The sequence below is a fragment of the Salinicoccus sediminis genome (assembly GCF_000986795.1).
In the GTDB taxonomy this organism is placed as follows: Bacteria; Bacillota; Bacilli; order Staphylococcales; family Salinicoccaceae; genus Salinicoccus; species Salinicoccus sediminis.
In genome coordinates this window covers 170532-194397 of the sequence record NZ_LAYZ01000025.1, presented here as the reverse complement: position 1 = coordinate 194397, position 23866 = coordinate 170532, and the positions used below count along the sequence as shown (strand labels likewise).

The window sequence follows — 23866 nt, the reverse complement described above, 5'->3', positions numbered from 1 at the left end:
TGCTTTAGAACTAAATTATTTATTAATATGTATTGTAAAATCCATGATTATAAGGTTGGAGGGAGTTTAATGATACTCGGGAAACTGTTGGCACGTCTGAAGGAAAAGGAAGAGCGTATGATCGCCATACGGAGGTATCTGCATGAAAATCCTGAACTTTCATTTCAGGAAACTGAAACTGCCAGATATATCGCTGATTTTTACAAGGATAAAGATGCCGAAGTCGAGACAGGGGTCGGCGGCAATGGAGTCAAGGTGACGGTAGATACCGGAAAACCCGGCAGGACACTTGCTCTCAGAGCAGATTTTGATGCATTGCCAATCTTTGAAGAGACCGGCCTGGATTTCGCCTCCAAAAATGAAGGCGTCATGCATGCATGCGGACATGATGCACATACCGCATATATGCTCATACTGGGAGAGACTCTGATAGAAATGAAGGATGAACTTCAGGGCAGGATTGTCATCATCCATCAGCATGCCGAGGAACTTCCGCCGGGCGGGGCCCGGCAGATGATTGCTGATGGTGTATTGGATGGTGTGGACGATGTGCTTGGGGCCCATGTAATGAGCAACATGGAAACCGGGAAAGTTCTATACCGGGAAGAGGAATCGATGACAGGACGCGGATTTTTCAAGCTTACGATAAAGGGATCCGGGGGACATGGCTCTTCGCCGCATCTTGCCAATGACCCGATTGTAGCAGGCGCCCATTTCGTGTCTGAAATCCAGACGATCGTCTCCAGGAGACTGAATCCTTTCGAGTCCGGTGTGGTGACCATCGGATCATTTGATGGTAAAGGCGTCTTCAATGTCATCAAGGACCAGGTGGTGCTTGAAGGTGATGTCCGGGCAATGGGGGATAGGACGAAGAAAACCATAGAGAGTGAAATCAAAAGTATCTCTTCTGGCCTGGAAGAGACTTTCGGTGTTACGAATGTACTCGAGTATAAGGATGACTACCCTACTCTTTACAATGATCCGGCACTTACACGTCAGATTGCTTCGGCGATAAAAGCGGCAGATCTGCCTACTGTCACTTCTGTGGAGGAATGTGAGCCGCAGCCGCCATCTGAGGATTTTGCCTATTATACGAAAGAACTGCCTTCCTGCTTTATTTACATTGGTGCGGCGCCGGACGGCGACGTATACCCGCATCATCATCCGAAATTCGACATCAACGAAGATGCATTGCTCATTGCAGCACAGGCGGTTGGAAGTGCCGCGATAAATTACTTGAATGGTGACAGCAAAGAATAATCTTCTTTGCTGTATGCTTTTTCGATAGGGGAACATTAATGGAACAGATAACCGGAATATTATTGCTTCTTGTGATACTTGTGTTCTTTACCATATTTACTTATTACGCACCTTACGGGGCGGATGTCATGGGTGCACTGGCCGGAGCCGCAATTGCGACGTTTCTGGTCGAGGCTCTGCAGAGATTCGTCATTGGAGATATTTTCGGGATTGAATTCTTCCAGGAGACAGGGCTTGAAGCAGGACTCCTCAGCGGGGTGATTGTTGCATTCCTTGTCGCGCTCACCATGAAGGTCAATGCGCAGAATTCCGCCATAATTGCGGTGTCCATGGGGGGACTCGGACTCATTCCGGGTTTGATTGCCGCATACATAGTTTCATTCGTGGCTAAATTCTTTGAAAAAAAGATTCCAAACGGCCTGGATTTCATATTGGTCGTCATTTTACTGGTGCCGCTTACACGTCTGATCGGGATGGGTATCTCGCCATTGGTGGATGCTTCCCTGCTCCAGATAGGTACCATCATTGAAACAGCCACCGATACAAGCCCGCTCATCATGGGGCTGATGCTCGGCGGCATCATCACCGTTGTCGGTACCTCGCCGCTCAGTTCAATGGCACTTACCGCCCTTCTCGGTCTTACAGGCATACCGATGGCCGTCGGCAGCCTGGCGGCGTTCGGTTCTGCGTTCATTAATAGCGTGATTTTCCATAAGCTGAAAATCGGTGATTTGAAATCTGTCATTTCCGTAGCCATAGAACCCCTGTCCAAGGCGGATCTTGTCAGTGCGAACCCTATTCCGGTTTATGCAACGAATTTCATAGGGGGGGCCTTAAGCGGTATGGTCATCGCCTATTCCGGCCTTATCAATGATGCGCCGGGCACAGCGACTCCGACTGCGGGACTGCTTGTCCTGTTCGGTTTCAATCCGGCTTCACAGGTGGTGTTATACGCTGTCATTGTCGCAGTCATTTCGGGAATAACCGGCTTTATCGGAAGCTATATCTTCAGGAATTACCGAGTCCGCAAAAGTGACTTTGATGCCACAGGTAAACTTTAAACCGCTCAATGAGCGGTTTTTTAATTACTGGAATTAATAGAAATCCCTTCCTTTAACACAATGGATTAATTTTATATTGACTTTATCAGAAAATTCATATAAATTTTAAGCATATTGTCAAATAAAGGGAGGAAAAAACATTGGGTGCATGGTTTACGGATTTTACAGCAGATGTCAGCAGCTTTGTATGGGGGCTTCCCCTTATCATCTTTCTTGTGGGAACTGGTCTGTTCCTGACTATCAGATTGACATTCTTTTCTTTCAGGATGCTGCCCTATTCGCTGAAAATGGCTTTCAGCAAGTCGGACGATAAGAGTGAGGGGGATATATCACACTTCCAGGCACTGATGACCGCTCTTGCGGCAACAGTGGGTACCGGTAACGTCGTCGGGGTAGCGACGGCTGTCGTCCTCGGTGGCCCTGGGGCGGTATTCTGGATGTGGATGACTGCGCTGGTTGGAATGGCGACGAAGTATTCGGAAGGGGTTCTGGGGGTAAAATACCGTCAGAGGAACGACAAGGGTGAAATGTCCGGTGGACCGATGTATTATTTGGAACACGGTCTCGGACAGAAGTGGCTCGGTGTCCTGTTCGCCTTCTTTGCAGTATTCGCAGCGATATTCGGTATCGGCAACATGATCCAGGCCAATGCAGCGTCTGATGTTGCACTTGATGTATTCAGCATACCGACATGGGTGACAGGAGTGGTGATGGCTGTCCTTGTCGGAATGGTCATACTTGGCGGAGTCAAGAGCATCGGACGGACAGCGGGCATACTCGTACCATTCATGGTCGCATTTTACTTAATTGCAGGTATTGCCATACTCATTCTTCATTTTGATAAAGTCCCGGCTGCTTTCGGACTTATTTTCACAGATGCATTTACAGGACAGGCCGTTGCCGGCGGTGCACTTGGTACTGTAATCCGCATGGGCGTCGCCCGCGGTCTCTTCTCGAACGAAGCGGGACTCGGCACCGGCGGTATAGCAGCGGCATCTGCACGTACGGATGTACCTGCACGCCAGGCGCTCGTATCGATGACCCAGGTTTTCATTGATACCATAGTGGTATGTTCCATAACCGGCGTATCGCTGACGATGGCCGACATGTATACATCTGGTGCAGAAGGGGCAGCACTCACAGCGCAGTCATTTGAAATGCTGCTGCCGGGGGGATACGGCGACCTTATAGTGGCCGTCACACTGCTTACATTCATCTTCTCAACGATCCTTGGCTGGGGGTACTTTGGTGAAAAGTGCTTCACCTATCTAGTCGGGGATAAATTCACATATCTATACCGTCTGATTTTTGTACTGGCGATAATACCGGGAGCGACGATGTCTCTTCAGACCGTCTGGAATCTGGGCGATATATTCAACGCTATGATGGCGATACCGAACCTCATCGGCCTGCTCGGCCTGTCAGGTGTGGTTGTAGCAGAGACGAAGATATTCATCGATATAAGGAAGAAAGAAAAACAGCAGCTTGGCTGACAGGAAAGACCATAAATGCCGAAGGCATCTGCCTTCGGCATTTGTACGATTTCAGTCCTGGATGATGTAGCCGTGTTCAATCAGATCACGGACGGCATTATCCAGGATTTTTTTTGTGTCTGCAGATATTCTGTGCAGATGGATGTTATCGGTGAGATTGGCGAGCATCCTGCTTTTCTCTTTATGCATGCGGGTGAGGAACATGGTCAGGTCCTCGTTTGTCGCAATCATCAGTTCGCCGGTCATTTCCCCATAGACAGGATGATCGATGGATACATTATCGATCATCGCACCGTTATCGAGGATGATCTGCAGTTCCTCTGCCATGTGTTCAAAGTTATGCTGACAGGCAATCGTGCGTTTGAAAGGCTTACCCGGCCGTTCAGCCGGCCGGTGCACATACCCCCTGCTCGTGGAAACGATGGGATGTCCGTCAGCCTTCAATATTGAAATATCCCTGACGATTATCTGCCTGGAAACATCATACTGCTCAGCCAGTTTTGTTCCACTGATGGAATCGCCGGTGTTTTTCAGCTGTTTGAGTATTTCCGCCCTTCTCTTTTCTGCTGTGGTCATTGTCTTACCTCCTGTAGTATATGATACATATGGGAAACGAGTGTATCAATCTCATCCGGTGTCGTATTCTTTGAAATCGATATCCTTATATAATGATTTCCTGATGTCCCGTATCTGCCTCCAAGCAACGCTTCAAGCCCCCTGCTCACCACCCGTCCCCGGCCGCATGCTGTGCCGGTGGATACGTATATATTCTTGCTTGAGAGGCCCTGCATCACATACTGCCCCTCAATAGAAGGCGTTGCACATGCAAGGATATGCGGGGCAGCGACGTCGAAATCGAGCGTTATAACGCCGATGCTTTTCATTTTTGCTATCAAATATTGTCTGACGTTCTGCATCCGCTCTATGCCTGGGGCCGAGGAGAGACACATCGCCATCACCCCGATGCCCGGAACATCCAGGGTGCCGTTCTGTGTACCTGATTCGTGATGGAAATGACTGTTGAGCACGTTCATATACCGGTAGTCCATCATCAGCGCGCCGGTGCCTTTCGTGCCATGGATCTTATGGGCGGAAAAGCTGTAGCTGCCGGGGATCCGGTCGATGTCTATACCGTCTTTGTGTGCGCCCTGTACGCCGTCTGTGTGGAGAGGTATATCCCGGGCACCGCACATATCCCCCACCGCTTCCACCGGCAGCCGGTATCCTGTTTCGGAATTCACATGCTGCATGACGACAAGTGCAATGTCGCCCTCCATCATTTCCCCAAGTCTATCCAGGTCGATGTGTCCGTTCCGATCGAGCGGCATCATGGTGAAGCTGTAAATATCACTATATGGTTCAAGGGCTGCCTCGATGGAAAGGTGTTCATACGGAGAGATCAGGATACGGCCCGGCTTTCTTTCCTTCAACAACAATTGTATCGCAATTTCATTCGCATGTGAGCCGCTTCCTGTGAAAATAACCTGTTTACCGCTGTCAAAATACTTCTTTATATAATTTCTCGCCTGTTCCAGGAGACTGTTCGCATCGAGTCCCCCTCCATGGAGGCTTTCGCTGTTATAGAACATGTCCCCGGACAGTTTTGCATATGCCTCCAATACATGTGCATCCGGCTTTGTAGTTGCTGCATTATCCAAATAAATCATTATATTTTCTCCTTTGGTATTGTAATCAACATCATTTAATGTCAATATTAATGTAAAATATGATGTAAATAAAGGTGTAAATGTATGAATGATGTAATTGTTGTTGGATCCGGGCTTGCTGCACTCAGTTTCATCGACGCTCTGGATGAAAACAGAACGGTCCTCCTTTTTACAAAGGACAGAGTTGATGATCATAACAGCAGACTCGCACAAGGCGGCGTCTGCTATTCATTCCATGAAGATGATCATGGTGAAAGCCACATGTCGGATACATACGAAGCCGGGTCCTGTATGGGGGACAGGGAAATCATCCGGAAGATGATTGAAAAAAGCCATGGGCTCATACAGAGTTACTTGGATGATGGCATGATTTTTGACCGCAATGGACAAAATGAACTGGCATATGGGCTGGAGGGCGCACACAGTATACCGAGGATTCTCCATGCAGGCGGTGACAGGACCGGCGAGATGATGACCCGGTTCTTTTTGGACAGGCTCAAAAACCGTGCTGTAGAAATACATGAGGGGCATACTGTGATCGATATCATGACGGATGGTGAAAATGGTGCGAAAGGCGTCGTTGCAATGGATGAATACGGTAACGCCCGGCGTTATCCTTCGCGGGAGGTAGTACTGGCGACCGGTGGATACAGCGGCTTGTTCACGCCGAATTCCGGAGCATCGGAAACGATGGGCACCGGGCACATTTTGGCACTGCGTGCCGGAGCGCGGCTGCGCCATATGGAAATGGTCCAATTCCACCCGACTCTGCTGGGGTCACGGAACCGGACTCATGGCCTCGTCAGCGAAGCAGTCAGAGGGGCCGGTGCGGTGATTGTCAATGATGACGGCGAGCGCATCATGGATACTGTGCACCCTTTGAAGGACCTGGCGCCGCGGGACGTCACAAGCCTTGAAGTATACCGGCAGGAGAGGAAAGGACACCGGTGCCATTTGGATATAGGCCGGATTGCGGATTTCAAAGGGAGGTTCCCGGGCATATATGAGACTGCACAGAGGTATTTCCCTGCTGAGATGAAATGCGCGAAAATACCCGTTACAACAGGGGCGCACTATACGATGGGAGGGGTCATGGCCGGTATCGACGGGTGGACCGGCATCCCGGGCCTGAGGGTCATAGGCGAGGCGGCCGGCACGAACTTCCACGGTGCGAACAGGCTGGCGAGCAACTCCCTGCTCGAAGCTTTGGTCACCGGCAGCGAAGCGGCACTTGCCGTCAATGGGACGGAGCGGCATATACATGATGATATCGCTCCGGTAATGCCGGAAATTCCGTATTTGGATCCGTCGCTGTGTGATGCAATATTGAATGAAGTGACAGAAACAATCGGTTTTACGAGGTCCGGAGAAGAACTGAAGAGGATGCTTGATAAAGTGCAGGCGCTTCTTGACCAGGCAGAGCCCCGCAGGACGGATCTGGGCGGGTGGGAACGCTATTGTAAAATCATGACCTTTTACAGTATGATTCATGGATGTTTACAGAGGGAGGAAACCCGGGGATGCCATAACCGCATAGATTTTCCGGAAAAGAATGAAGAATTGAGAAACCAGGAAATCCAGATAGTCATGAAAGGAGAAGAACTCATTGCTGAACGTGTTGAAAATCAGAGAGAAGCTCAGAAGCTTTTATATTGAGGATAATCATTACGGGGACCTTGCATCAGGAATTTTTGACAGTGATGCCAGGGGGACTGCGACCCTGATTGCTAAATCTGATGGTATCTTCTGCGGCGGCTTGATCATTGAAGAGGGTTTTAGGCTGACCGGCGATAAAGTGACTGTCGAACTGTTTGCTGCCGATGGAACAGAAATCAGAAACGGTGATGAAATTGCCCGCATCCGCGGCAATGTACGCTCTATTCTCACTTCAGAACGTATCGTTCTGAATCTGGTGCAGCGCATGTCCGGTATCGCGACAATGACAAAAAGACTGAATGATATCACTGCAGGTACAGAGGCCACTGTCATAGATACCCGGAAGACGACACCGGGTCTTGGCATGTTCGAGAAATATGCAGTGACGGCAGGGGGTGGGAAGAACCACAGGAGGACACTGAATGACGGCATCATGCTGAAGGACAATCATATTTCTTTCATGGGATCGATGACGCGGGCAGTGGAAAGGGCAAGAGAGATCCGGGGGCCGATGGACAGGATCGAAGTTGAAATAGAAGACGCCCGGATGCTTGAAGCGGCAATCACGAACAAAGTGGACATCATCATGTTTGATAACTGCTCTCCGGAGTGGATCAAAACACACATCGGCAAAGTCCCTGACACAATCAGTACCGAAGCATCCGGCGGTATAACTGAAGACACTCTGCGGGCTTATGCGGAATCTGGGGTCGATTATATTTCAATCGGTGCCCTCTTCCATCAGCAACAGGCACTAGATTTTTCATTAAAGGTGGTATATTGAATGTTCAATCCAACAGAAACAATCCCAAAAAGAATTCCGGAGTACTACATACAGGCAACGAATGAAGAACTGGAAGAAAGAATCAGGGCGATAAAAGAAGAGATGGGTGACAGACTTTTCATGCCCACGCACCACTATCAAAAGGATGAGGTGGCACAGTTTGCCGATATAATGGGTGATTCCCTCCAGCTGGCACGCATCAGCAGGGATAATAAAAAGGCGGAGCATATCGTTTTTAACGGTGTCCACTTCATGGCTGAAACGGCGGATATACTGACGGACGATGACCAGACGGTGTACCTGCCCGACTTGAATGCAGGCTGTTCCATGGCGGACATGGCGGATATCGACCAGGCCGTGCTAGGTTATGAAAGGCTTACAGCAAGGCTGGGAGAAGGTATACTGCCGGTGACATATGTCAATTCGACCGCTGCAATAAAATCATTCGTCGGAGAGAAGGGCGGTTCGTGTGTGACCAGCGGCAATGCCAAAAAAGTCATCCAGTGGGCGCTCGAACAGGAACGGCGGATTTTATTCCTGCCGGACCAGCATCTTGGCAGGAACACGGCATACGATCTTGGAGTGCCGCTTGAGCATATGGCAGTCTGGGACCCGATCCATAAAAAGCTCGAATATGAAGGTGACGATGAAGATCTGCGCATCATCCTCTGGAAGGGGCATTGTTCGGTTCATGAGAAGTTCTTCCCCGCCCATATCGACCAGATCCGCAAAAAGAAACCGGATGTCAATGTACTGGTGCATCCGGAGTGCACTTTTGAAGTCGTCCAGAAAGCGGACTACAGCGGCTCGACGAAATACATCATCGATATGCTGAAGGATGCCCCGGCGGGGTCGAAATGGGCAATCGGGACCGAGATGAACCTCGTCAGCAGGCTGAAGGATACTTATACCCATCTGGAAGTGGAATCGCTCAACCCGATCATGTGCCCGTGCCTGACGATGAACCGCATCGACCTGCCCCACCTTGCGTGGTGTCTGGATAAGATTGTACAGGGAGACCGGGCGAACATCATCAAGGTGGATGAGCGTACCGCTCACTACTCGAAGGTCAGCCTGGAGCGTATGCTGTCAATTGTATAAAAAGACAAAAAGCAACCATCAGGTTGCTTTTTATTTTCGATCCAGTCTGTTTACGACCAGACTTCCTCTGCAATTTTCACGATATGTTCAAGTTTTTGCCACTGTTCATCTTCCGTCAGCAGGTTCCCCTCTTCTGTCGAAGCGAAACCGCACTGTGGACTGAGGGCGAGCTGTTCCAGCGGAACATAACCTGCCGCTTCATCAATGCGTTTCTTCACTTCCTCCTTATCCTCGAGTTCTCCATGCTTGGAGGTGATGAGTCCCAGTATGATTGTAAGGTCATCCCTGTCAACATGGCGCAGCGGTTCGAAACCACCGGCACGGTCTGTGTCGTATTCAAGGAAGAACCCGTCAATGTCGAGACTGCCGAAGATATGAGCGGCAACCGGCTCATATCCGCCGGAGGAAATCCATGTTGATCGGAAGTTTCCACGGCATATATGCATAGTGATCCTAAGGTCATCGGGCCGGTCAGAAACTGCCTCATTTATCGTCTCCAGGTATTTTCGGACCAGATAACCAGGATCCATACCCTTTTCTCTCAGCTGCTCTTTTTGTTCATCGGAGCAGAGATACGCCCAGGCTGTGTCATCAAGCTGGAGATATCTGCATCCTGCATCGTAGAATGCACGGATGGCTTTTTTATATGCTGCAGCCAGATCGCTGAAGAAGTCCTTTTCATCAGGATAGGCCTGTCTGTCGATTTCACCCCGGAAATGCAGCATGCTCGGACTGGGTATGGTGAACTTCGCTGTGTGGCTTCCTGCCTGTTCTTTGAGATATTTGAAATCCGCAAGGAAAGGATGGTCGCCGAAATCCAGCTTTCCATTCACTTTGATGCCCCGGGATTTTGTCTGCTGTTCCTTGAACTGTATTCCGCCCCCGGCCCAGTACCCTTCGACACCGATCAGATTTTCAAGAAAGTCGAAATGCCACCAGGCACGGCGGAACTCCCCGTCTGTCACCGCGTGAAGGCCGATGTCCTTTTGTTTCTGGACAATTCTTGCGATCTCTTCGTCCTCCACCTGCCTCAGGCCATCCGCGGAAAGCTCGCCCGCTTCATGCAGCCTGCGTGATTCCATGATCTTTTCAGAACGGAGCAGACTGCCCACGTGGTCGGCCCTGTATACTTTTTTTGCCTGCGTTACTGTCATCAGAATCCTCTCCTTTTTAATATTGTTTAAATGCTATCATGTATGTAAGATATAGGGTAACTGTTAAAGGTAATAGTATGCTATAACAAAAAGTTATAACGGGGACGGAGGAAAACGATGAAACTGCATCAGCTGAAATATTTTATAGAAGTCGTATCAAGCGGCTCCATCAATGAAGCGGCGCGTCGGCTGTACATATCCCAGCCGACACTGTCAAAAGCAATCAGGGAATTGGAAAAGGAAGTGGGTTTTACTTTATTCACAAGAACCTCCACCGGCATCTCGCTGTCACAGGACGGAGCGGAGTTTTTGAGTTATGCCCGTCAGATCAACGAACAGGTGGAGCTGCTCGAGAGCAGATACTTCGATAAACAGCCTTCACAGCAGCTGTTCTCTGTTTCTTCCCAGCACTATTCATTCGTAGTGGATGCTTTCGTCGAGACGATCCGCAAATACGGCGGGGATAAATACCAGTTCACAATCAGGGAGACACGAACGTATGAAATCATCGATGATGTGAAAAACCTGACAAGTGAGATTGGTATCATGTATATCAGTGCTTTCAATGAGAAGGTACTTCTGCAGCTGATGAAGGATAAGGGGCTTTTGTTCAATGAACTCTTTGAGGCAACGCCGCATATTTTCATCAGTCAGAAAAACCCGCTGGCCAAAAAGGATGCGGTGGCACTCGGGGACCTTGAAGCTTATCCGAGACTGACATTTGAGCAGGGACAGTTCAATTCGTTCTATTATTCCGAGGAGATTTACAGCACCCTGCCGAGTCCGAAAAGCATCCAGGTCAGCGACCGGGCCACACTCTTCAATCTGCTGATCGGACTTAACGGCTATACCATCTCCACCGGCATCCTGAGTGATGATCTGGATGACTCTGAAATTGTACAGGTGCCGCTTGTGGCAGAGGATACCATCAAAGTCGGATGGGTGGTCAACAAAAAAACAGAGCTCAGCACGATGGCCAAGCTCTTTTTGGAAGAATTGCAGCATACGATCCGCCATATGAGCTGATCATTTATAAATGTATTCAAGGATTTCCATTGCCTGATCCACTGTCGCGACCGTCACGTTTGCCTTGTTCGACAGTTCCTTGAGCGGGTGGATCAGCTCTTCCGGGCGAATGAGGATCAACGGTTTGCCAAGCGCAACGGCGGTGCTTGCATCCATTGCGGTGTTCCACTGTTTATACTTTTCGCCGAACAGCGCAATGACAACGTCGGATTTCTGCATCAGCACCTGGGTACGCAGATTGTTTATGGCAGAAGCTGCATCATCCTTATAATAGTTTCCGGGCTGCTCGCCGAGGATATTTTCACCGATATTATCGGAAAGATCGTGATCCGTCTGCGGGCCTGTGAAGGTCAGCGGCAGATCCTTTTCCTTTGCTTTCTGTACGACCGTATCCCGCCAATCATCGTGTATCTGTCCAGCCAGATATATTGTAAGTTCCATCTTTCTTTTCCCTCCCAATAGTTGTTACTTCAATCATATATAAAAGTGCAGCGTTTTCATAATAAATTGACCGGGCAATGATATATTGGAAATAATGGTTTTGTGATAAAATAATAACTGTATTCCAGTGTTTTGGACAGGACGATTACGATTAGGAAAGGAACATCGAATATGAAAGTTGCCCTATTTGATTTCGATGGCACACTGTATCCGCATGAAACATTCACGATACTGATGGAGCGTCTGAAACACCATCCGAAGTTCGGTAAGAACTACAGGAGGTTCATCAGGAATTTTGCTCCTTTCTATATAGGCTATAAATTGAAACTTGTCAAAAAGACGAAGATGCAGCATAAAGCAATGGAATACTATATCCGTTCCTTCAAGCATAATTCCAAACCGGAAATAGAGCAGTTCTTCAGCGATGTCGCCAATGACATGGCTCTGGAGCTAAGGGACTCCCTGGTCCGGAAAATTAGGCAGCTGCAGAAGGACCACTACTACATCATGCTGATATCCGGTGCATTTGTACCGTTGCTCGAAGCGATATTCAAGGGTTTCAACATCGACTGCATCATCGGCTCTGAAGTGCACTACAAAGACGGCAGACTGGATGTCAAACCGCAGTTCGAACGCGTTCACGCAGAGAGGAAAATAGATATCATCAGAAATCACTTCAAGGGCCGTGAGGTCGACTGGAAAAGCAGCGAGGCCTACAGTGACAGCTACTCGGATCTGAAGATGCTCGAACTCGTGGGAAGGCCGGTGGCAGTGAAACCCGATCCTGAGCTGCTTGCTGTCGCTTCCAAAAATAACTGGACGATCCACCGGGACTAGCCGGTTCATTTATTAGCCCCTGTCTGTTTGGAATGGTAAAATTGACAGATGAAGAAAAATAATGGAGGCGTTGCACATGAGTCTGACTGACATAGATAAGAATGAGCTGTATCCGACGGAGAAAACCGGCCCGGCTGTGGAAGGGACGATCATCTACAAAGTTGGGGAGCAGACGCATTTTAAAGGAGCATACATCACCACGAACGAGAGAATGATAATGAGTGTGGACATGAACGGTGAACCGTATAAACGGGTGTTCAGTTATCAGGATATCGTACGGGCGCTCGTTGAGGAGAACACCCTGTATATTGAATTCCCGGAAGGCATGGGCAAAGTGGCCATGATCGATGTTACAGAGGGCAATCTGCAGGAGTTTGCGGATTACGTCAACGAAAAAGTGAAATAAAGGTTAAAGGACCAGAGCCGGAGAAACATCACCGGTGCTGGTCCTTTTCTGCCTTTGTCCTTTTGTATTTCTCATAAGCCCTGCTTGCGAGCATGACGAGGTAGAAGATCAGCACACCGCCGGCGGCGTTTGCAGCATCAGTGATGAAGAGCAGGAAGATGAACAGGAATACCGGGGCGATGATGAATACGGTTAGATTTCTCATTTAAAAATGCTCCTTGTTTAATATAGTGTCAGTTTAACAGATTAGTGTCTTTTATACCCATTGCTTCTGACTGGATGATATTGCTGCCCCCTGCTGATTGGTATGACACATTTTTAAATTGTATGTCATATTTAATGAGAATATTCTTTTATATCTCAGTGAAAAGGAGTATAATTAAGAGTAATAAATATTTTTGAAACTTCAATATACGCTATACTAATTCTGGTATGGTGTCTATTGATTGTAGAAACAGAGGTTCTTGCGGTCTGATTTGTGATTTCTGTAACGTTTATGAGCTTCTGGTCTTGATTATATATACAAGGGAGCATTGTGGTTATTATGAACAGTGTATTGAACAAAACGGATGTCATCCTGGTCGGTGGCGGGATAATGAGTGCCACCCTGGGGACATTGCTTAAAGAATTGAAACCGGAATGGGATATCAAAGTGTTCGAGAAACTTGACAGGACCGCCCAGGAAAGTTCGGATGCGATGAATAATGCAGGGACTGGTCACTCTGCTCTATGTGAGATGAACTATACGCCCGAGATGGCGGACGGTTCGCTGGATATTACGAAAGCGATCAGAATCAATGAGCAGTTCCAGCTTTCCAAGCAGTTCTGGTCGTATCTGGTTGACCGGGGACTGATTGAAAAGCCGAATGATTTCATCATGCCCGTGCCCCACTTAAGCTTCGTTGAAGGAGACAAAAATGTCGAATTTCTGAAAAAGCGCGTAAAAGCGCTCACTGGCAGCCCTCTTTTCGAAGGCATGGAATTTGCCGACGATGAGGCGACACTGGAGAAATGGATTCCATTGATGATGGAAGGCCGCGGCACGGAAGAACCGATTGCAGCGACTAAAATTGAATCGGGTACGGATATCAACTTTGGCAACCTGACACGTAAGCTGTTTGACGTGCTCCAGGGAGAAAAGGAGGTCGATATCCATTTTGAACACAGCGTCGAGGATATCCGCAGGACAGAAGGTGGAGAGTGGCAGGTCAAGGTCAAAAACCTGAAGACCGGGAAACATGAATACCATACTTCAAGGTTCGTATTCATCGGTGCGGGCGGCGGCAGCCTTCCACTTCTGCAGAAGACCGGTATACCGGAATCAAAAAATGTAGGTGGCTTCCCTGTAAGCGGTCTGTTCATGGTGTGTCAGAACCCTGAGGTTGTTGAGAAGCATAATGCCAAGGTATACGGTAAAGCGAAAGTGGGTGCACCGCCGATGTCCGTGCCCCACCTTGATACACGTTATATCGACGGTAAGAGGTCTCTTCTTTTCGGACCATTCGCGGGGTTCTCGCCCAAGTTCCTGAAAACGGGCTCCAATATGGATCTTCTGGGCTCGGTGAAGCCGTATAACGTTTTGACAATGCTTTCTGCAGGTGCCAAGGAGATGGGTCTGACGAAGTATCTGATTCAGCAGCTGCTGTTGAGCGAAGAAGAGAGGATGGAAGATCTGCGTGAATTCATTCCGGAAGCCAGAAGCGGTGAATGGGATGTGGTGACCGCCGGACAGCGTGTACAGGTTATCAAAGACACGGACAAAGGCGGTAAAGGCACATTGCAGTTCGGTACTGAAGTCATCACTTCAGAAGATGGTTCCATTGCCGCACTGCTCGGAGCGTCGCCGGGTGCCTCTGTGTCAGTTGATGTAATGCTTGATGTAATGAGCAGATGCTTCAAGGAAGATTTTCCGGAGTGGAAAGATAAGATTAAAGAGATGATTCCTTCATTCGGCATTTCACTGACCGACAACCCGGAATATTTCAGGGAAATTGACGAAAAGGTTTCGAGAAATCTCGGCCTGAATACACATGAGGAAGGTGTCCTTCTCAGCTGATTGACGAAGCCCGGCAGTTCATTCGAACTGCCGGGTGTTTTTAGTTATATACCGGTTCCTTCTCTTCGTTTTTCTTCTCAGGCGCAATGTGCCCGTCCTCAAGTGTATAGATCCTGTCGGCGTAGTCGAAAAGTCTTTCGTCGTGGGTGATCATCAACCCAACAGAGTTGTTGACTCTGATATTGTCACGTATCATTCCCATCACTTCTGTGGCCCTTTTGGCATCGAGACTTGCTGTCGGTTCATCGGCAAGAATCATTACTGGTGCGTTCATCCATGCCCTCATTATTGCGACGCGCTGCTTCTCTCCGCCGGACAGGACATTCGGATAAGCTTTCAACCTGTGACCGAGCCCGATTTCCTTCAAAAGTTTTTCCGCCCTCTGTCTGGCATCCTTTGAAGTCAGCCCGGCCTGCTCCCCTACGAACGCCAGTTGATCAATGACTTTCATATAAGGGATCAGGTGGGAGGATTGGAATATGAATCCGATCCCTTTGAGTCTCATTGAAGTGAGGTCCTTCTGTTTTATGTCGAGATAGTCATCATTGTTCAGGGATACATCACCACCGGAGCGGCTAAGCAGCCCGCCGATAATTGAAAGCAGTGTCGTCTTACCGGAACCGGAAGCACCTTTCAGTATGACCAGCTCCCCTTGACCCACTTCCATATCGATTCCCTTCAGCACTTGCGTTTCTATATCACCTTTTCCAAATGATTTGGTCAGGTTATTTATGACTAATCCCATATTATTCTCCTCCTATAGCATCTAATGGATCAATTTTGATGATACGTACGAGTGACAGTATGGCACCAAGGAATGCCACCACAAGGAACAGTCCGGAAACGATCACCATGAGACCGGTATTCAGGTAGAACGGCATGGATACCGGAATGACATTATTTAGTGCGAACATGATGACCACAGACAGGACGACTCCGGTGAGTGTGATGAGCATGACTTGTATGAGTATCGCTTTAACCAGCTCACTGTTTTTGGTTCCTATTGCTTTCAGAATGCCGATTTGTGATGACTTCTGTATCGTTATGACGTAGAAGAAAGCAGACAGCACGATCGCTGAAATGATGAACAGGAAGACAATCATGAGGTTGAGAGGCTGCTGCTCTGCCTGATAGCTAGGTATCGCCTGTTTGATATCATCTTCACTGACCATCTTTACATCTTGGATATCATTGATATCGTCAGAAATAAAGCTCATGTTTTCAGGCAGCGCAACGGCCGCGATACTGGTGGAATCAAGCCTTTCCATACCGCCGTCTGTAACGTATGCCATGGAAGTGTGTGCATACATGATGTCATCGGTGAAGCCTGTAATTTCGAAGGTCACATCCGTATCTTCCAGTTCTACGGTATCCCCGATACTGTATCCTTCATCAGTCAATTTATAGTTCAATAGAATTTCATCGGAATTCTCGGGAAGCCGACCTTCGTCGGCCTGAGGGACAATATTTTCATCCGTATTGGTGAATACCGCATCGATGGTGGATTCCGGTGTGGTCAGGCTGTTTGCGGAAAACTCTATGTTGTGCCCTTCATCTGTTATTCCTTCAATCCGATCAAGCTGCTCTTCGATATTTGATTGTGTCAATGAATCATCGACACCCTCCGATATGACAAAATACTCCTGATTCCAGGCTTCGACACCCGAGGCATTTTCTTTGGCCAACCCTTGTGCAAGGGCAGAAATGAACAATACAAGAAATGCGAGCAGGAAAAGGATCAGTGTGACAAGCACATATTTGAATTTGTAAAACTTAAGTTCTCTTAATGCGAGTTTCATATTCAGGGTTCCTTTCTCAATGTTTGAACCCTACTCTACACCCAACGTATAAAGCGAATATAAAAATAAGATAAACTGTATATAAACTTTTTAGTGATATGCCGGTTATCATATTCATGTTTCAACTATTGTGCAGGTGGTATAGACAAGTAGCTCCAATAATTACTAAAAAGCAGACCTTCCGTAATGAATTTCATTGCGGGGGTCTGCTTTTTGTATCGATATGTGCTATTCACTTCTGTATCGCCCGGCGTTGCTTTCAGGTTTGAAAAGCAGGTAGAATCCCAATGCCGCAAGGATAATGCCAAGCAGTACAGGTATCCAAAGACTCATTTCAAGTGACGGGCCGATATCGATGGCATTCTTCAAAAAAACCGGAATCATGACAATCAAAAAAGAGACTGCGCCACCTATGAAAACCAATCCATATTCTTTCCATGCGGGCCAATTCCTGAACAGGGTATACTGTATTGCATGGAAAATGAGGAATACAAATCCGACCCCGCCCAACGACATGATGACAATGTAAAAGACCTCTGCTGCAACATCGATTGTGACGGATAACGGTGCACCATCAATAATATTGAATACCAGATCTGTCAAAAATGAAAACAGGTACATGACCCCAAGGAAAACCAATGCTATCTTTCCGGCAAGTTTCCATACATTCCTCCTGGGCAGTTCCTCGATGATGCTGTCGGCATATGTCCTATAGTCTTTTCCGGTAACTTCTTCGATTTTTTTGCCATTCCTCTGAGCTTCTATTATGTGGTTAAGAAGGTCGTTCAGTATCTCCTCGGTCTCTTCATTTTTGGAAGTGTAATTCAGTCTGATATAGACCAGTATATCCTCGTAGACTTCTTTGTTGTGCTGATTCAGTTTTTCCCTCAGCCTATTGTTCTCTTTTATCAGTGGTTTTTCTGACATGCTGTGTGTCCTCCTTGAGTATCGAATCGATTGGACCGAGGATTCTATCCCACTCTTCGGTCATGAGCTTCAGTGCGTTTTTTCCTTCCTCGGTAATGAAGTAGTATTTTCTTTTTGGTCCGAAATCAGATGTGCGTTTCTCACTGTAAATATAATTGTTTCTCTGGAGTCTCAGCAGTATAGGATAGATTGTCCCTTCGCTTACATCGGCAAGGCCAAGGTTCTGAAGCTTTTCCGATAATTCATATCCGTATACGATATCATCATGGATTATCTTAAGGATGCAGGCTTCCATGAGGCCTTTTAGAATCTGGGTTCTGTTCACGTCTTCACCTACTTTGCATTACATGATAGCGAGGTGGAATAAAAGCTATTTTGTTATGCAAAATAGCTTGGGTACACTTTACTATACCTTGTGGGATATGTCAAATGGTGTATTCCGCTACTTCTTCATCTGTTTTTTGTTCTTTATGAACAATATTGTGAAGACAAGGTCTGTGATGAGCAATGCAATGATTGCATAGACCAGGCTGTCAGTCAGCAGCAATAAGGTGATGAAGGCAAGTACCGGCAGTACCAGGAATGAAATGAAAAACATATTCATGTTTCTGCTCCTAATCAGATCTAAATTTTCAGGTTGAAGTATTTTTCTGCTAATTCATAGAATTGCCCGGGCAGGACTTCTGTTTTTTTAACATGACCATCCGCCCAGATCGTATAATTTTTATCGGTAAGCGTGTGTCTGCCAGCTTCTGTGAATGCTGTAATAAGCGGCTCTTTATTGAACGGGGAAGTTTCGCTCTCTTTTATGATCTTCTGAACACGATCCAGTTCCCCGATTCCCGCTACTGGATCGTTGAGGTAGAACTTATAACCGGGTATCCACCCTTTTTGAGATGTGGCAAGGTTCATCATCAGAACATGGCCGTCTGACACTTCAGTGACTTTAAACGATCCGTTTCTGGAATGCACAGTATCACCATTCATAGGAACCGGTCTGAGCGGCAGGTTCCCACCGAAACCTGTATCGATGAGATAGGCTCTCCTCCCATGTTTCACAAGAAACATGACATGTGTTTTAGTACCGAAGTCCGTGCCGTTATGAACTCTGCCGTAATACATTGCAGAATCGAAGTCGTTTTCCGATAAAAACAAGTGTAACAGTGGATTCAGTTCATAGCAGAGTCCCCCTTCGTTCTGTATGAGCATCTTTTCAATCAGGTTATCCCGGCTGATGGCATTCGTCCGGTTGAACATGACGGCAGTGTTTTCAAACGGCAGTGCCTGTGCCGTCAGTTCAAGAACATTTTCAAGGTTCTCGAATGCAATCTGGAAATTTGTCTGTAAACGGATCCGCTTGCGGAACATCATGTTAAGGTCATTCATGGTATGGCCTCCCTGAGGCAGATTATAACATTATACAAGTGTACAGGACAGAATCATGGTTACGCCTTACAATGCATCCAGCCAGGAAAATTTCAATTAGGAGAGAGGTTCTGAAAGGTCAGATCAAGACGTCGGTCGGTTCGACCATACAGGGCAGCATGAAGCATGAGGAGGAAGGCTTCAGGAAAATTGTCATGCAGCTGTCAATGATGTGAAAGAGATATAAAAATGGACCGGCAGTGCCGGTCCATTTTTTGACGCCTACGCTTCATTGAAATCCCGCTTCCCAAGCTCTCTTTCATAAATGAACAGAGCATTGGCATCATCTTTGATCCTTTCGATATAGTCGATATGGCGTTCGAATGTCGCCTCTTCCTCCACCTGCTCATCAAGGAACCATCGGATGAAGGATAATGTTGCGTACTCCTTTTCATCAGTGGCGATATCAGAGATGTTATAGAATGATTTCGTCACTTCCTTCTCCTGTGCAAGCCCGGCCTTGAAAGTATCAAGGATGGAATTATAGTCAGTTGCAGGTGCCGGGATTTCCTTGAAAATCGCGTGAACACCCCGGTCATTCAGGTAGTCATAAAGTTTTGTGCCATGGAATCGTTCCTCTTTGGCCTGCTGGATATAAAAATTGGCAAAACCATCATAGCTTCTGGACTCACAATATGCTGCCATTGCCATATATTCATGCGCAGCTGCAAATTCATTGTTCATCTGGTTATTCAAAGCTTCTTTCAATTTCTCAGATAACATTTTGAATTCCTCCTTCTATAAAGCCTACTTGATAAATACCCTCTTATCATCAAATATACCATATTGCTACTGATTTAAAAAAATCAAACTGTTTACACTTTTAATTCCTATTTATATAATATGATATCAATGTGGATACAAAACCTGTAGAGAATTATTGAGGAGGCGTCGCTATGAATATAGAAAATCTGGAAGCATTTGTACATGTCAATCATTTCGGAAGTATCAACAAAGCTTCCAAAGTACTCTTTCTGTCCCAGCCTTCTGTTAGCTCAAGAATAAAATCACTTGAACGTGAACTTGGTGCACAGCTGTTTGAGCGCAGTGGGCGCCGGCTGATACTGACTGAAAAAGGTTCGGGATTTCTGCCTTTTGCAGAAAATATGGTGGATACTCTGAAAAAAGGAAAAGCCTATCTGGATGACAGCAGGAATGACAACAGGCTCACTGTCGCCAGTTCCAGTCTGGCTTCCTGTTATCTTCTTCCAGACATTCTTGCCGCAGTTAAAAAAGTGCTTCCTGAATTGAATGTAAAGATAATTACTGCACCGAGTGAAGAGGTCGTACGCATGGTTTCGCGAGGAGAAGCCGACCTCGGTTTTGCAAGCAATGTATCAGCACCCGGATTGAGCATACACAGAGCCTTGGAGAGTCCAATAAGGCTCATTGTGCCACAGGGACATGGATTCATAGGAAGTCAGCCGGATGCAGAGAAGCTCAGTGGGCACACAATCGTATTTTTTGCCTGCGGATCGATGGATTGGACAATGGTGAATAATCTGTTTATGAAACTGGAAAGACAGCCTGATATCAAATATGAAGTGGACAGCATGGAGACAGCCAAAGGCATCATTTTGAACCACTCGGCCATTGGGTTTTTACCGGAACTCAGTGTCCGGAGGGAAATTGAGGGAGGACTACTGCATGCAATCGACATACCTCAATTGACCGACGTTGCACTGAAGACGGATATGATCTATCGGGAGAACTCAGACTCAGCCAGCATAAAGGAAGTCATCAGCATCATCGGGGAAACCGCTTATGACGTGCCAGCCGAAACAGCAATTATAGACACTCTCTATAAGTGAAAATGAAAAAACTATAATACGGCATCTTGTCCCTCAGCAAGCAGGGTGGTATACTTGGCATCATTAATCATACTTTTTGGGTAGGAATTTGGAGGGGTTCTGTGATCAAAGTCTCGGGTCTTAAGAAAGCATTCAACAATATCGAGGTGCTGAAGGATATCAATTTTGAAGTGAATGACGGAGAAACGGTAGCCATAATCGGTCCGTCTGGATCGGGGAAGTCAACTCTGCTAAGATGCCTGAACTATTTGGAGAAACCTGATGCAGGGCTCATAAGCATAGGCGGGGTCACGGCTGAGACAAAAAAAGTGAAGAAGTCGACAATCAACAGACTGAGAATGGAGACCGCAATGGTCTTCCAGCATTACAATCTGTTCAAAAACAAAACGGCTTTGGATAATATCACCTACCCTCTGGCAGCTTCAAAAAAAGCAGGCTCGGAAGAAGCTGTGAAAATCGGTGAAAGACTGCTCAGACAGGTGGGCATCCTGGACAAAGCAAAACATTATCCGGTGTCTTTATCCGGCGGTCAGCAGCAAAGGGTTGGCATAGCAAGGGCACTGGCTGTGGACCCTCATGCATTATTGTTTGATGAACCTACATCCTCGCTTGATCCTGAGTGGGTGGGCGAAGTGCTGAAGGTGATTTCGGATATATCCAAAAATGACAAGACGATGATCATAGTGACACATGAAATGGATTTTGCCAGGGAAATCGCCGACAGGGTGATATTCATGGCCGACGGCAACATCGTCGAAGAAGGACATCCGGGAGAAGTATTCGACGACCCTCAGAATGAGCGGACCAGGAAATTCCTGAAGAATTATACAACACAGCAGACAGTGGGCTCGCAGGAAGAAAATGAACCGGAGCTGTTAACAGTTTAAAAGGAGGCATCCCATGAATTTTGATATCAGATATATGATTGAAATATTACCTGAGCTGCTGGTGTATATTCCGATCACTCTATATCTTGCAATCGTATCTATGATCATCGCAGTTATCGTCGGTATAGCGCTGTCACTGATCCTTGTCAATAAAATCCCTGCGGCCGTACAGTTGTCAAAACTGTATATCTCTTTCTTCCGGGGTACGCCTGTCCTTGTACAGCTTCTGATGATCTACTTCGGACTGCCCCAGCTCTTCCCGTGGCTGAATTCAATTTCGGCAGTGAATGCCGCAATCATCGCGTTCAGCCTGAATACTTCAGCCTATCTCGCAGAGATATTCAGGGCGGCACTCACATCCGTGGATAAAGGACAGACCGAAGCGGCAATATCGACCGGCCTTACATATCGCCAGGCGGTATGGGGCATTGTACTGCCCCAGGCAGTAAGAAATGCAGTCCCGGCTACCGGAAACATGTTCATAGGTCTGATAAAGAACTCTTCCCTGGCCTTCACAATCGGTGTTACAGAACTGCTGGCGCAGGGGAAGCTTCTCGCTACGGCAACGCTACAATTTTTTGAAGCGTATCTCGCAGTCGGCATCATATATTGGGGTATGACCATACTCTACAGCTGGCTTCAGAAATGGTATGAAGCAAGAATCAACAAACCCTATGAAGCGTAGCGCTAAAGAGCAGGGAAAAATTATGAATGGGAAGTGGTTTAACCATGAGCAGAAAGCAGATCAAGCTGGGACTTCTCGTCCAGGGACCGGGTTCACATCCCTATTCCTGGCGGGCGGATGATACCGTTACAGACGGCAGTATAAATTTTGAACACTATCTGGATGTTACAAGAAGAGCGGAAGCGGCAGGTTTTGAATTTCTGTTTATAGCGGACGGTGTCCATATCAACGAGAAGTCCATACCGCATTTCCTCAACCGTTTCGAACCTCTGACACTTCTGTCAGCACTTGCCCCGCTCACTTCGCGGATCGGTCTGGCAGGTACTGTATCGACCACATACAGCGAACCCTACAATATTTCAAGACAGCTGGCAACAATCGATCAGATAAGCCATGGCCGTGCGGGATGGAACGTCGTTACAACGCCTCTTGAAGGCAGTGCCGGAAACTTCAGCAAAGGGAATCATCCGGAGCATTCGACCAGGTATGAAATGGCAGGCGAATATATAGAAGTCGCCCAGGGGCTCTGGGATTCATGGGAGGATGATGCCTTTGTCAGAAATCGTGAGACCGGAGAATTTTTTGATAGGGAAAAACTTCATACACTGGACTACAAAGGGGATTTTTTCAATATCAAAGGACCGCTGAACATTCAACGGTCCAGACAGGGACAGCCGGTGATCTTTCAGGCGGGTGCTTCAAAAACGGGAAGAGCGTTTGCGGCAAAGTACGGTGAAGCGGTCTTCACCCATGCGCATTCATTCGAAACCAACAAGGAGTACTATGATGACATCAAAGACCAGGCTGTTAAAAATAGCCGGAAGAAAGAAGATGTGCTGATCCTCCCATCGCTGTCCCCGATCATCGGTGAAACCGAAGAAGCCGTTGCAGCAAGACATGAGGAGATAAAGAACCTGATTACCATCGATAAGGCCCTGGAAGTGCTGGGAAGATTTTTCGATCATTATGACTTCAGTGTACATCCGCTGGATGAGCCTTTTCCTGATATCGGGGACGTCGGTAAAAACAGCTTCCGGTCCACTACTGACAATATAAAAAGGAAAGCTCATGAACATGGTTCCACTCTCCGCGAGGTGGCACTGGAAACAGCGTCTCCGAAAGATGTTTTTTCCGGGACCTACCGACATGTGGCAGATAAGATGATTGAATGGGTGGAAAATGGAGCGGCAGATGGTTTTGTGTTTACACCCCAGACATTCGGCAGCCAGTATGATGAATTTCTGGCACATGTCATACCTTTGCTTGAAGAGGAAGGCAGCTATACACGTGAATATTCCGGAGAGACGCTCAGAGAAAATCTGGGACTTGACTTCAGGGAAAACCGTTATACAAAAGAAAAAGCCGGAAATGTAAAGGCATAAGGCTGATT

At 47.3% G+C, this 23866-nt stretch carries 27 protein-coding genes; 15 read left to right on the top strand and 12 right to left on the bottom strand.

Annotated elements, in window-relative coordinates:
* Positions 1-69 precede the first annotated feature (69 nt).
* The 3 genes from WN59_RS12290 to WN59_RS12280 all read left to right on the top strand — a co-directional run bounded on the left by WN59_RS12290 (position 70) and on the right by WN59_RS12280 (position 3814).
* Positions 70-1260: a M20 family metallopeptidase gene (locus tag WN59_RS12290; protein ID WP_046517764.1), complete on the top strand. Its 1191-nt coding sequence runs from the start codon at positions 70-72 to the stop codon at positions 1258-1260.
* Positions 1261-1298: 38 nt separating this feature from the next.
* Positions 1299-2321 carry a PTS sugar transporter subunit IIC gene (locus tag WN59_RS12285; protein ID WP_046517763.1) on the top strand — a complete coding sequence of 341 codons (1023 nt, stop codon included), beginning with the start codon at positions 1299-1301 and terminating at the stop codon, positions 2319-2321.
* 140 nt (positions 2322-2461) lie between these two features.
* Positions 2462-3814 carry an alanine/glycine:cation symporter family protein gene (locus WN59_RS12280; RefSeq protein ID WP_017547555.1) on the top strand — a complete coding sequence of 451 codons (1353 nt, stop codon included), beginning with the start codon at positions 2462-2464 and terminating at the stop codon, positions 3812-3814.
* Positions 3815-3865: 51 nt separating this feature from the next.
* Here WN59_RS12280 and WN59_RS12275 read toward each other — a convergent pair whose 3' ends face one another.
* Entirely contained in the window at positions 3866-4390 is a 525-nt protein-coding gene (locus tag WN59_RS12275) for a transcription repressor NadR (protein WP_046517760.1), read from the bottom strand.
* Positions 4387-5481: a cysteine desulfurase family protein gene (locus tag WN59_RS12270; RefSeq protein WP_046517758.1), complete on the bottom strand. Its 1095-nt coding sequence runs from the start codon at positions 5479-5481 to the stop codon at positions 4387-4389. The genes WN59_RS12275 and WN59_RS12270 overlap by 4 nt, the downstream gene beginning before the upstream one ends.
* Before the next feature lie 84 nt (positions 5482-5565).
* On the opposite strand from WN59_RS12270, the gene WN59_RS12265 reads away from it, so the two are divergent.
* Genes WN59_RS12265 through nadA form a run of 3 tightly spaced genes read left to right on the top strand, consistent with a single transcriptional unit; the run spans position 5566 to position 9022 of the window.
* On the top strand, positions 5566-7137 hold the full coding sequence (locus WN59_RS12265; protein WP_046517756.1) for an L-aspartate oxidase: 1572 nt from the start codon (positions 5566-5568) through the stop codon (positions 7135-7137).
* Entirely contained in the window at positions 7088-7921 is an 834-nt protein-coding gene (nadC, locus tag WN59_RS12260) for a carboxylating nicotinate-nucleotide diphosphorylase (RefSeq protein ID WP_197073422.1), read from the top strand. The genes WN59_RS12265 and nadC overlap by 50 nt, the downstream gene beginning before the upstream one ends.
* Positions 7922-9022: a quinolinate synthase NadA gene (gene nadA, locus WN59_RS12255; protein WP_046517754.1), complete on the top strand. Its 1101-nt coding sequence runs from the start codon at positions 7922-7924 to the stop codon at positions 9020-9022.
* Positions 9023-9072: 50 nt separating this feature from the next.
* On the opposite strand, the gene WN59_RS12250 is transcribed toward nadA, so the two are convergent.
* On the bottom strand, positions 9073-10176 hold the full coding sequence (locus WN59_RS12250; protein ID WP_046517751.1) for a 5-methyltetrahydropteroyltriglutamate--homocysteine S-methyltransferase: 1104 nt from the start codon (positions 10174-10176) through the stop codon (positions 9073-9075).
* A 117-nt stretch (positions 10177-10293) separates the two neighbouring features.
* Between WN59_RS12250 and WN59_RS12245 the strand changes: the two genes are divergently transcribed.
* A complete protein-coding gene (locus WN59_RS12245) occupies positions 10294-11202 on the top strand; it encodes a LysR family transcriptional regulator (RefSeq protein ID WP_046517749.1) in 909 nt (302 codons plus the stop codon).
* On the opposite strand, the gene WN59_RS12240 is transcribed toward WN59_RS12245, so the two are convergent.
* Complete coding sequence (locus tag WN59_RS12240) at positions 11203-11643, bottom strand: YtoQ family protein (RefSeq protein WP_046517746.1); 441 nt, start codon at positions 11641-11643, stop codon at positions 11203-11205.
* A 171-nt stretch (positions 11644-11814) separates the two neighbouring features.
* On the opposite strand from WN59_RS12240, the gene WN59_RS12235 reads away from it, so the two are divergent.
* Positions 11815-12480 (top strand): HAD family hydrolase, encoded by a 666-nt coding sequence (locus WN59_RS12235; RefSeq protein WP_046517744.1) that lies wholly within the window; start codon positions 11815-11817, stop codon positions 12478-12480.
* Positions 12481-12556: 76 nt separating this feature from the next.
* Positions 12557-12886 carry a hypothetical protein gene (locus WN59_RS12230; RefSeq protein WP_046517742.1) on the top strand — a complete coding sequence of 110 codons (330 nt, stop codon included), beginning with the start codon at positions 12557-12559 and terminating at the stop codon, positions 12884-12886.
* A 28-nt stretch (positions 12887-12914) separates the two neighbouring features.
* On the opposite strand, the gene WN59_RS13660 is transcribed toward WN59_RS12230, so the two are convergent.
* Complete coding sequence (locus WN59_RS13660; RefSeq protein WP_156172442.1) at positions 12915-13091, bottom strand: hypothetical protein; 177 nt, start codon at positions 13089-13091, stop codon at positions 12915-12917.
* Between the two features lie 339 nt (positions 13092-13430).
* Between WN59_RS13660 and mqo the strand changes: the two genes are divergently transcribed.
* Positions 13431-14942: a malate dehydrogenase (quinone) gene (gene mqo, locus WN59_RS12225; protein ID WP_046517740.1), complete on the top strand. Its 1512-nt coding sequence runs from the start codon at positions 13431-13433 to the stop codon at positions 14940-14942.
* Between the two features lie 40 nt (positions 14943-14982).
* Here the strand turns inward: mqo and WN59_RS12220 are convergent, their stop codons facing one another.
* The 6 genes from WN59_RS12220 to WN59_RS12200 all read right to left on the bottom strand — a co-directional run bounded on the left by WN59_RS12220 (position 14983) and on the right by WN59_RS12200 (position 19054).
* Positions 14983-15687: an ABC transporter ATP-binding protein gene (locus WN59_RS12220; protein ID WP_046517737.1), complete on the bottom strand. Its 705-nt coding sequence runs from the start codon at positions 15685-15687 to the stop codon at positions 14983-14985.
* A gap of 1 nt (position 15688) precedes the next feature.
* Entirely contained in the window at positions 15689-16741 is a 1053-nt protein-coding gene (locus tag WN59_RS12215; protein WP_046517735.1) for an ABC transporter permease, read from the bottom strand.
* 228 nt (positions 16742-16969) lie between these two features.
* Positions 16970-17668: a DUF1048 domain-containing protein gene (locus tag WN59_RS13355; protein WP_052747437.1), complete on the bottom strand. Its 699-nt coding sequence runs from the start codon at positions 17666-17668 to the stop codon at positions 16970-16972.
* The gene (locus WN59_RS12205) at positions 17634-17993 is read right to left on the bottom strand and encodes a PadR family transcriptional regulator (RefSeq protein WP_017547571.1); all 360 of its coding nucleotides are present in this window, start codon (positions 17991-17993) and stop codon (positions 17634-17636) included. Before WN59_RS12205 ends, WN59_RS13355 begins: the two co-directional genes overlap by 35 nt.
* A gap of 117 nt (positions 17994-18110) precedes the next feature.
* Positions 18111-18272 carry a hypothetical protein gene (locus tag WN59_RS13655; protein ID WP_156172441.1) on the bottom strand — a complete coding sequence of 54 codons (162 nt, stop codon included), beginning with the start codon at positions 18270-18272 and terminating at the stop codon, positions 18111-18113.
* Positions 18273-18292: 20 nt separating this feature from the next.
* Positions 18293-19054 carry an arylamine N-acetyltransferase family protein gene (locus WN59_RS12200; RefSeq protein WP_046517732.1) on the bottom strand — a complete coding sequence of 254 codons (762 nt, stop codon included), beginning with the start codon at positions 19052-19054 and terminating at the stop codon, positions 18293-18295.
* A 71-nt stretch (positions 19055-19125) separates the two neighbouring features.
* On the opposite strand from WN59_RS12200, the gene WN59_RS13650 reads away from it, so the two are divergent.
* A complete protein-coding gene (locus WN59_RS13650) occupies positions 19126-19269 on the top strand; it encodes a hypothetical protein (RefSeq protein ID WP_156172440.1) in 144 nt (47 codons plus the stop codon).
* A 46-nt stretch (positions 19270-19315) separates the two neighbouring features.
* Here WN59_RS13650 and WN59_RS12195 read toward each other — a convergent pair whose 3' ends face one another.
* On the bottom strand, positions 19316-19816 hold the full coding sequence (locus tag WN59_RS12195; protein WP_017547575.1) for a ferritin: 501 nt from the start codon (positions 19814-19816) through the stop codon (positions 19316-19318).
* Between the two features lie 173 nt (positions 19817-19989).
* Here WN59_RS12195 and WN59_RS12190 point away from each other — a divergent pair, with 173 nt between their 5' ends.
* The 4 genes from WN59_RS12190 (at position 19990) to WN59_RS12175 (ending at position 23858) form a co-directional block, all read left to right on the top strand.
* A complete protein-coding gene (locus WN59_RS12190; protein WP_052747435.1) occupies positions 19990-20904 on the top strand; it encodes a LysR family transcriptional regulator in 915 nt (304 codons plus the stop codon).
* Positions 20905-21005: 101 nt separating this feature from the next.
* The gene (locus WN59_RS12185) at positions 21006-21791 is read left to right on the top strand and encodes an amino acid ABC transporter ATP-binding protein (protein ID WP_046517729.1); all 786 of its coding nucleotides are present in this window, start codon (positions 21006-21008) and stop codon (positions 21789-21791) included.
* Between the two features lie 13 nt (positions 21792-21804).
* A complete protein-coding gene (locus tag WN59_RS12180) occupies positions 21805-22476 on the top strand; it encodes an amino acid ABC transporter permease (RefSeq protein WP_046517727.1) in 672 nt (223 codons plus the stop codon).
* Between the two features lie 44 nt (positions 22477-22520).
* Positions 22521-23858, top strand: a complete 1338-nt coding sequence (locus WN59_RS12175) for an LLM class flavin-dependent oxidoreductase (RefSeq protein WP_046517724.1) — start codon at positions 22521-22523, stop codon at positions 23856-23858.
* Positions 23859-23866: the final 8 nt, after the last annotated feature.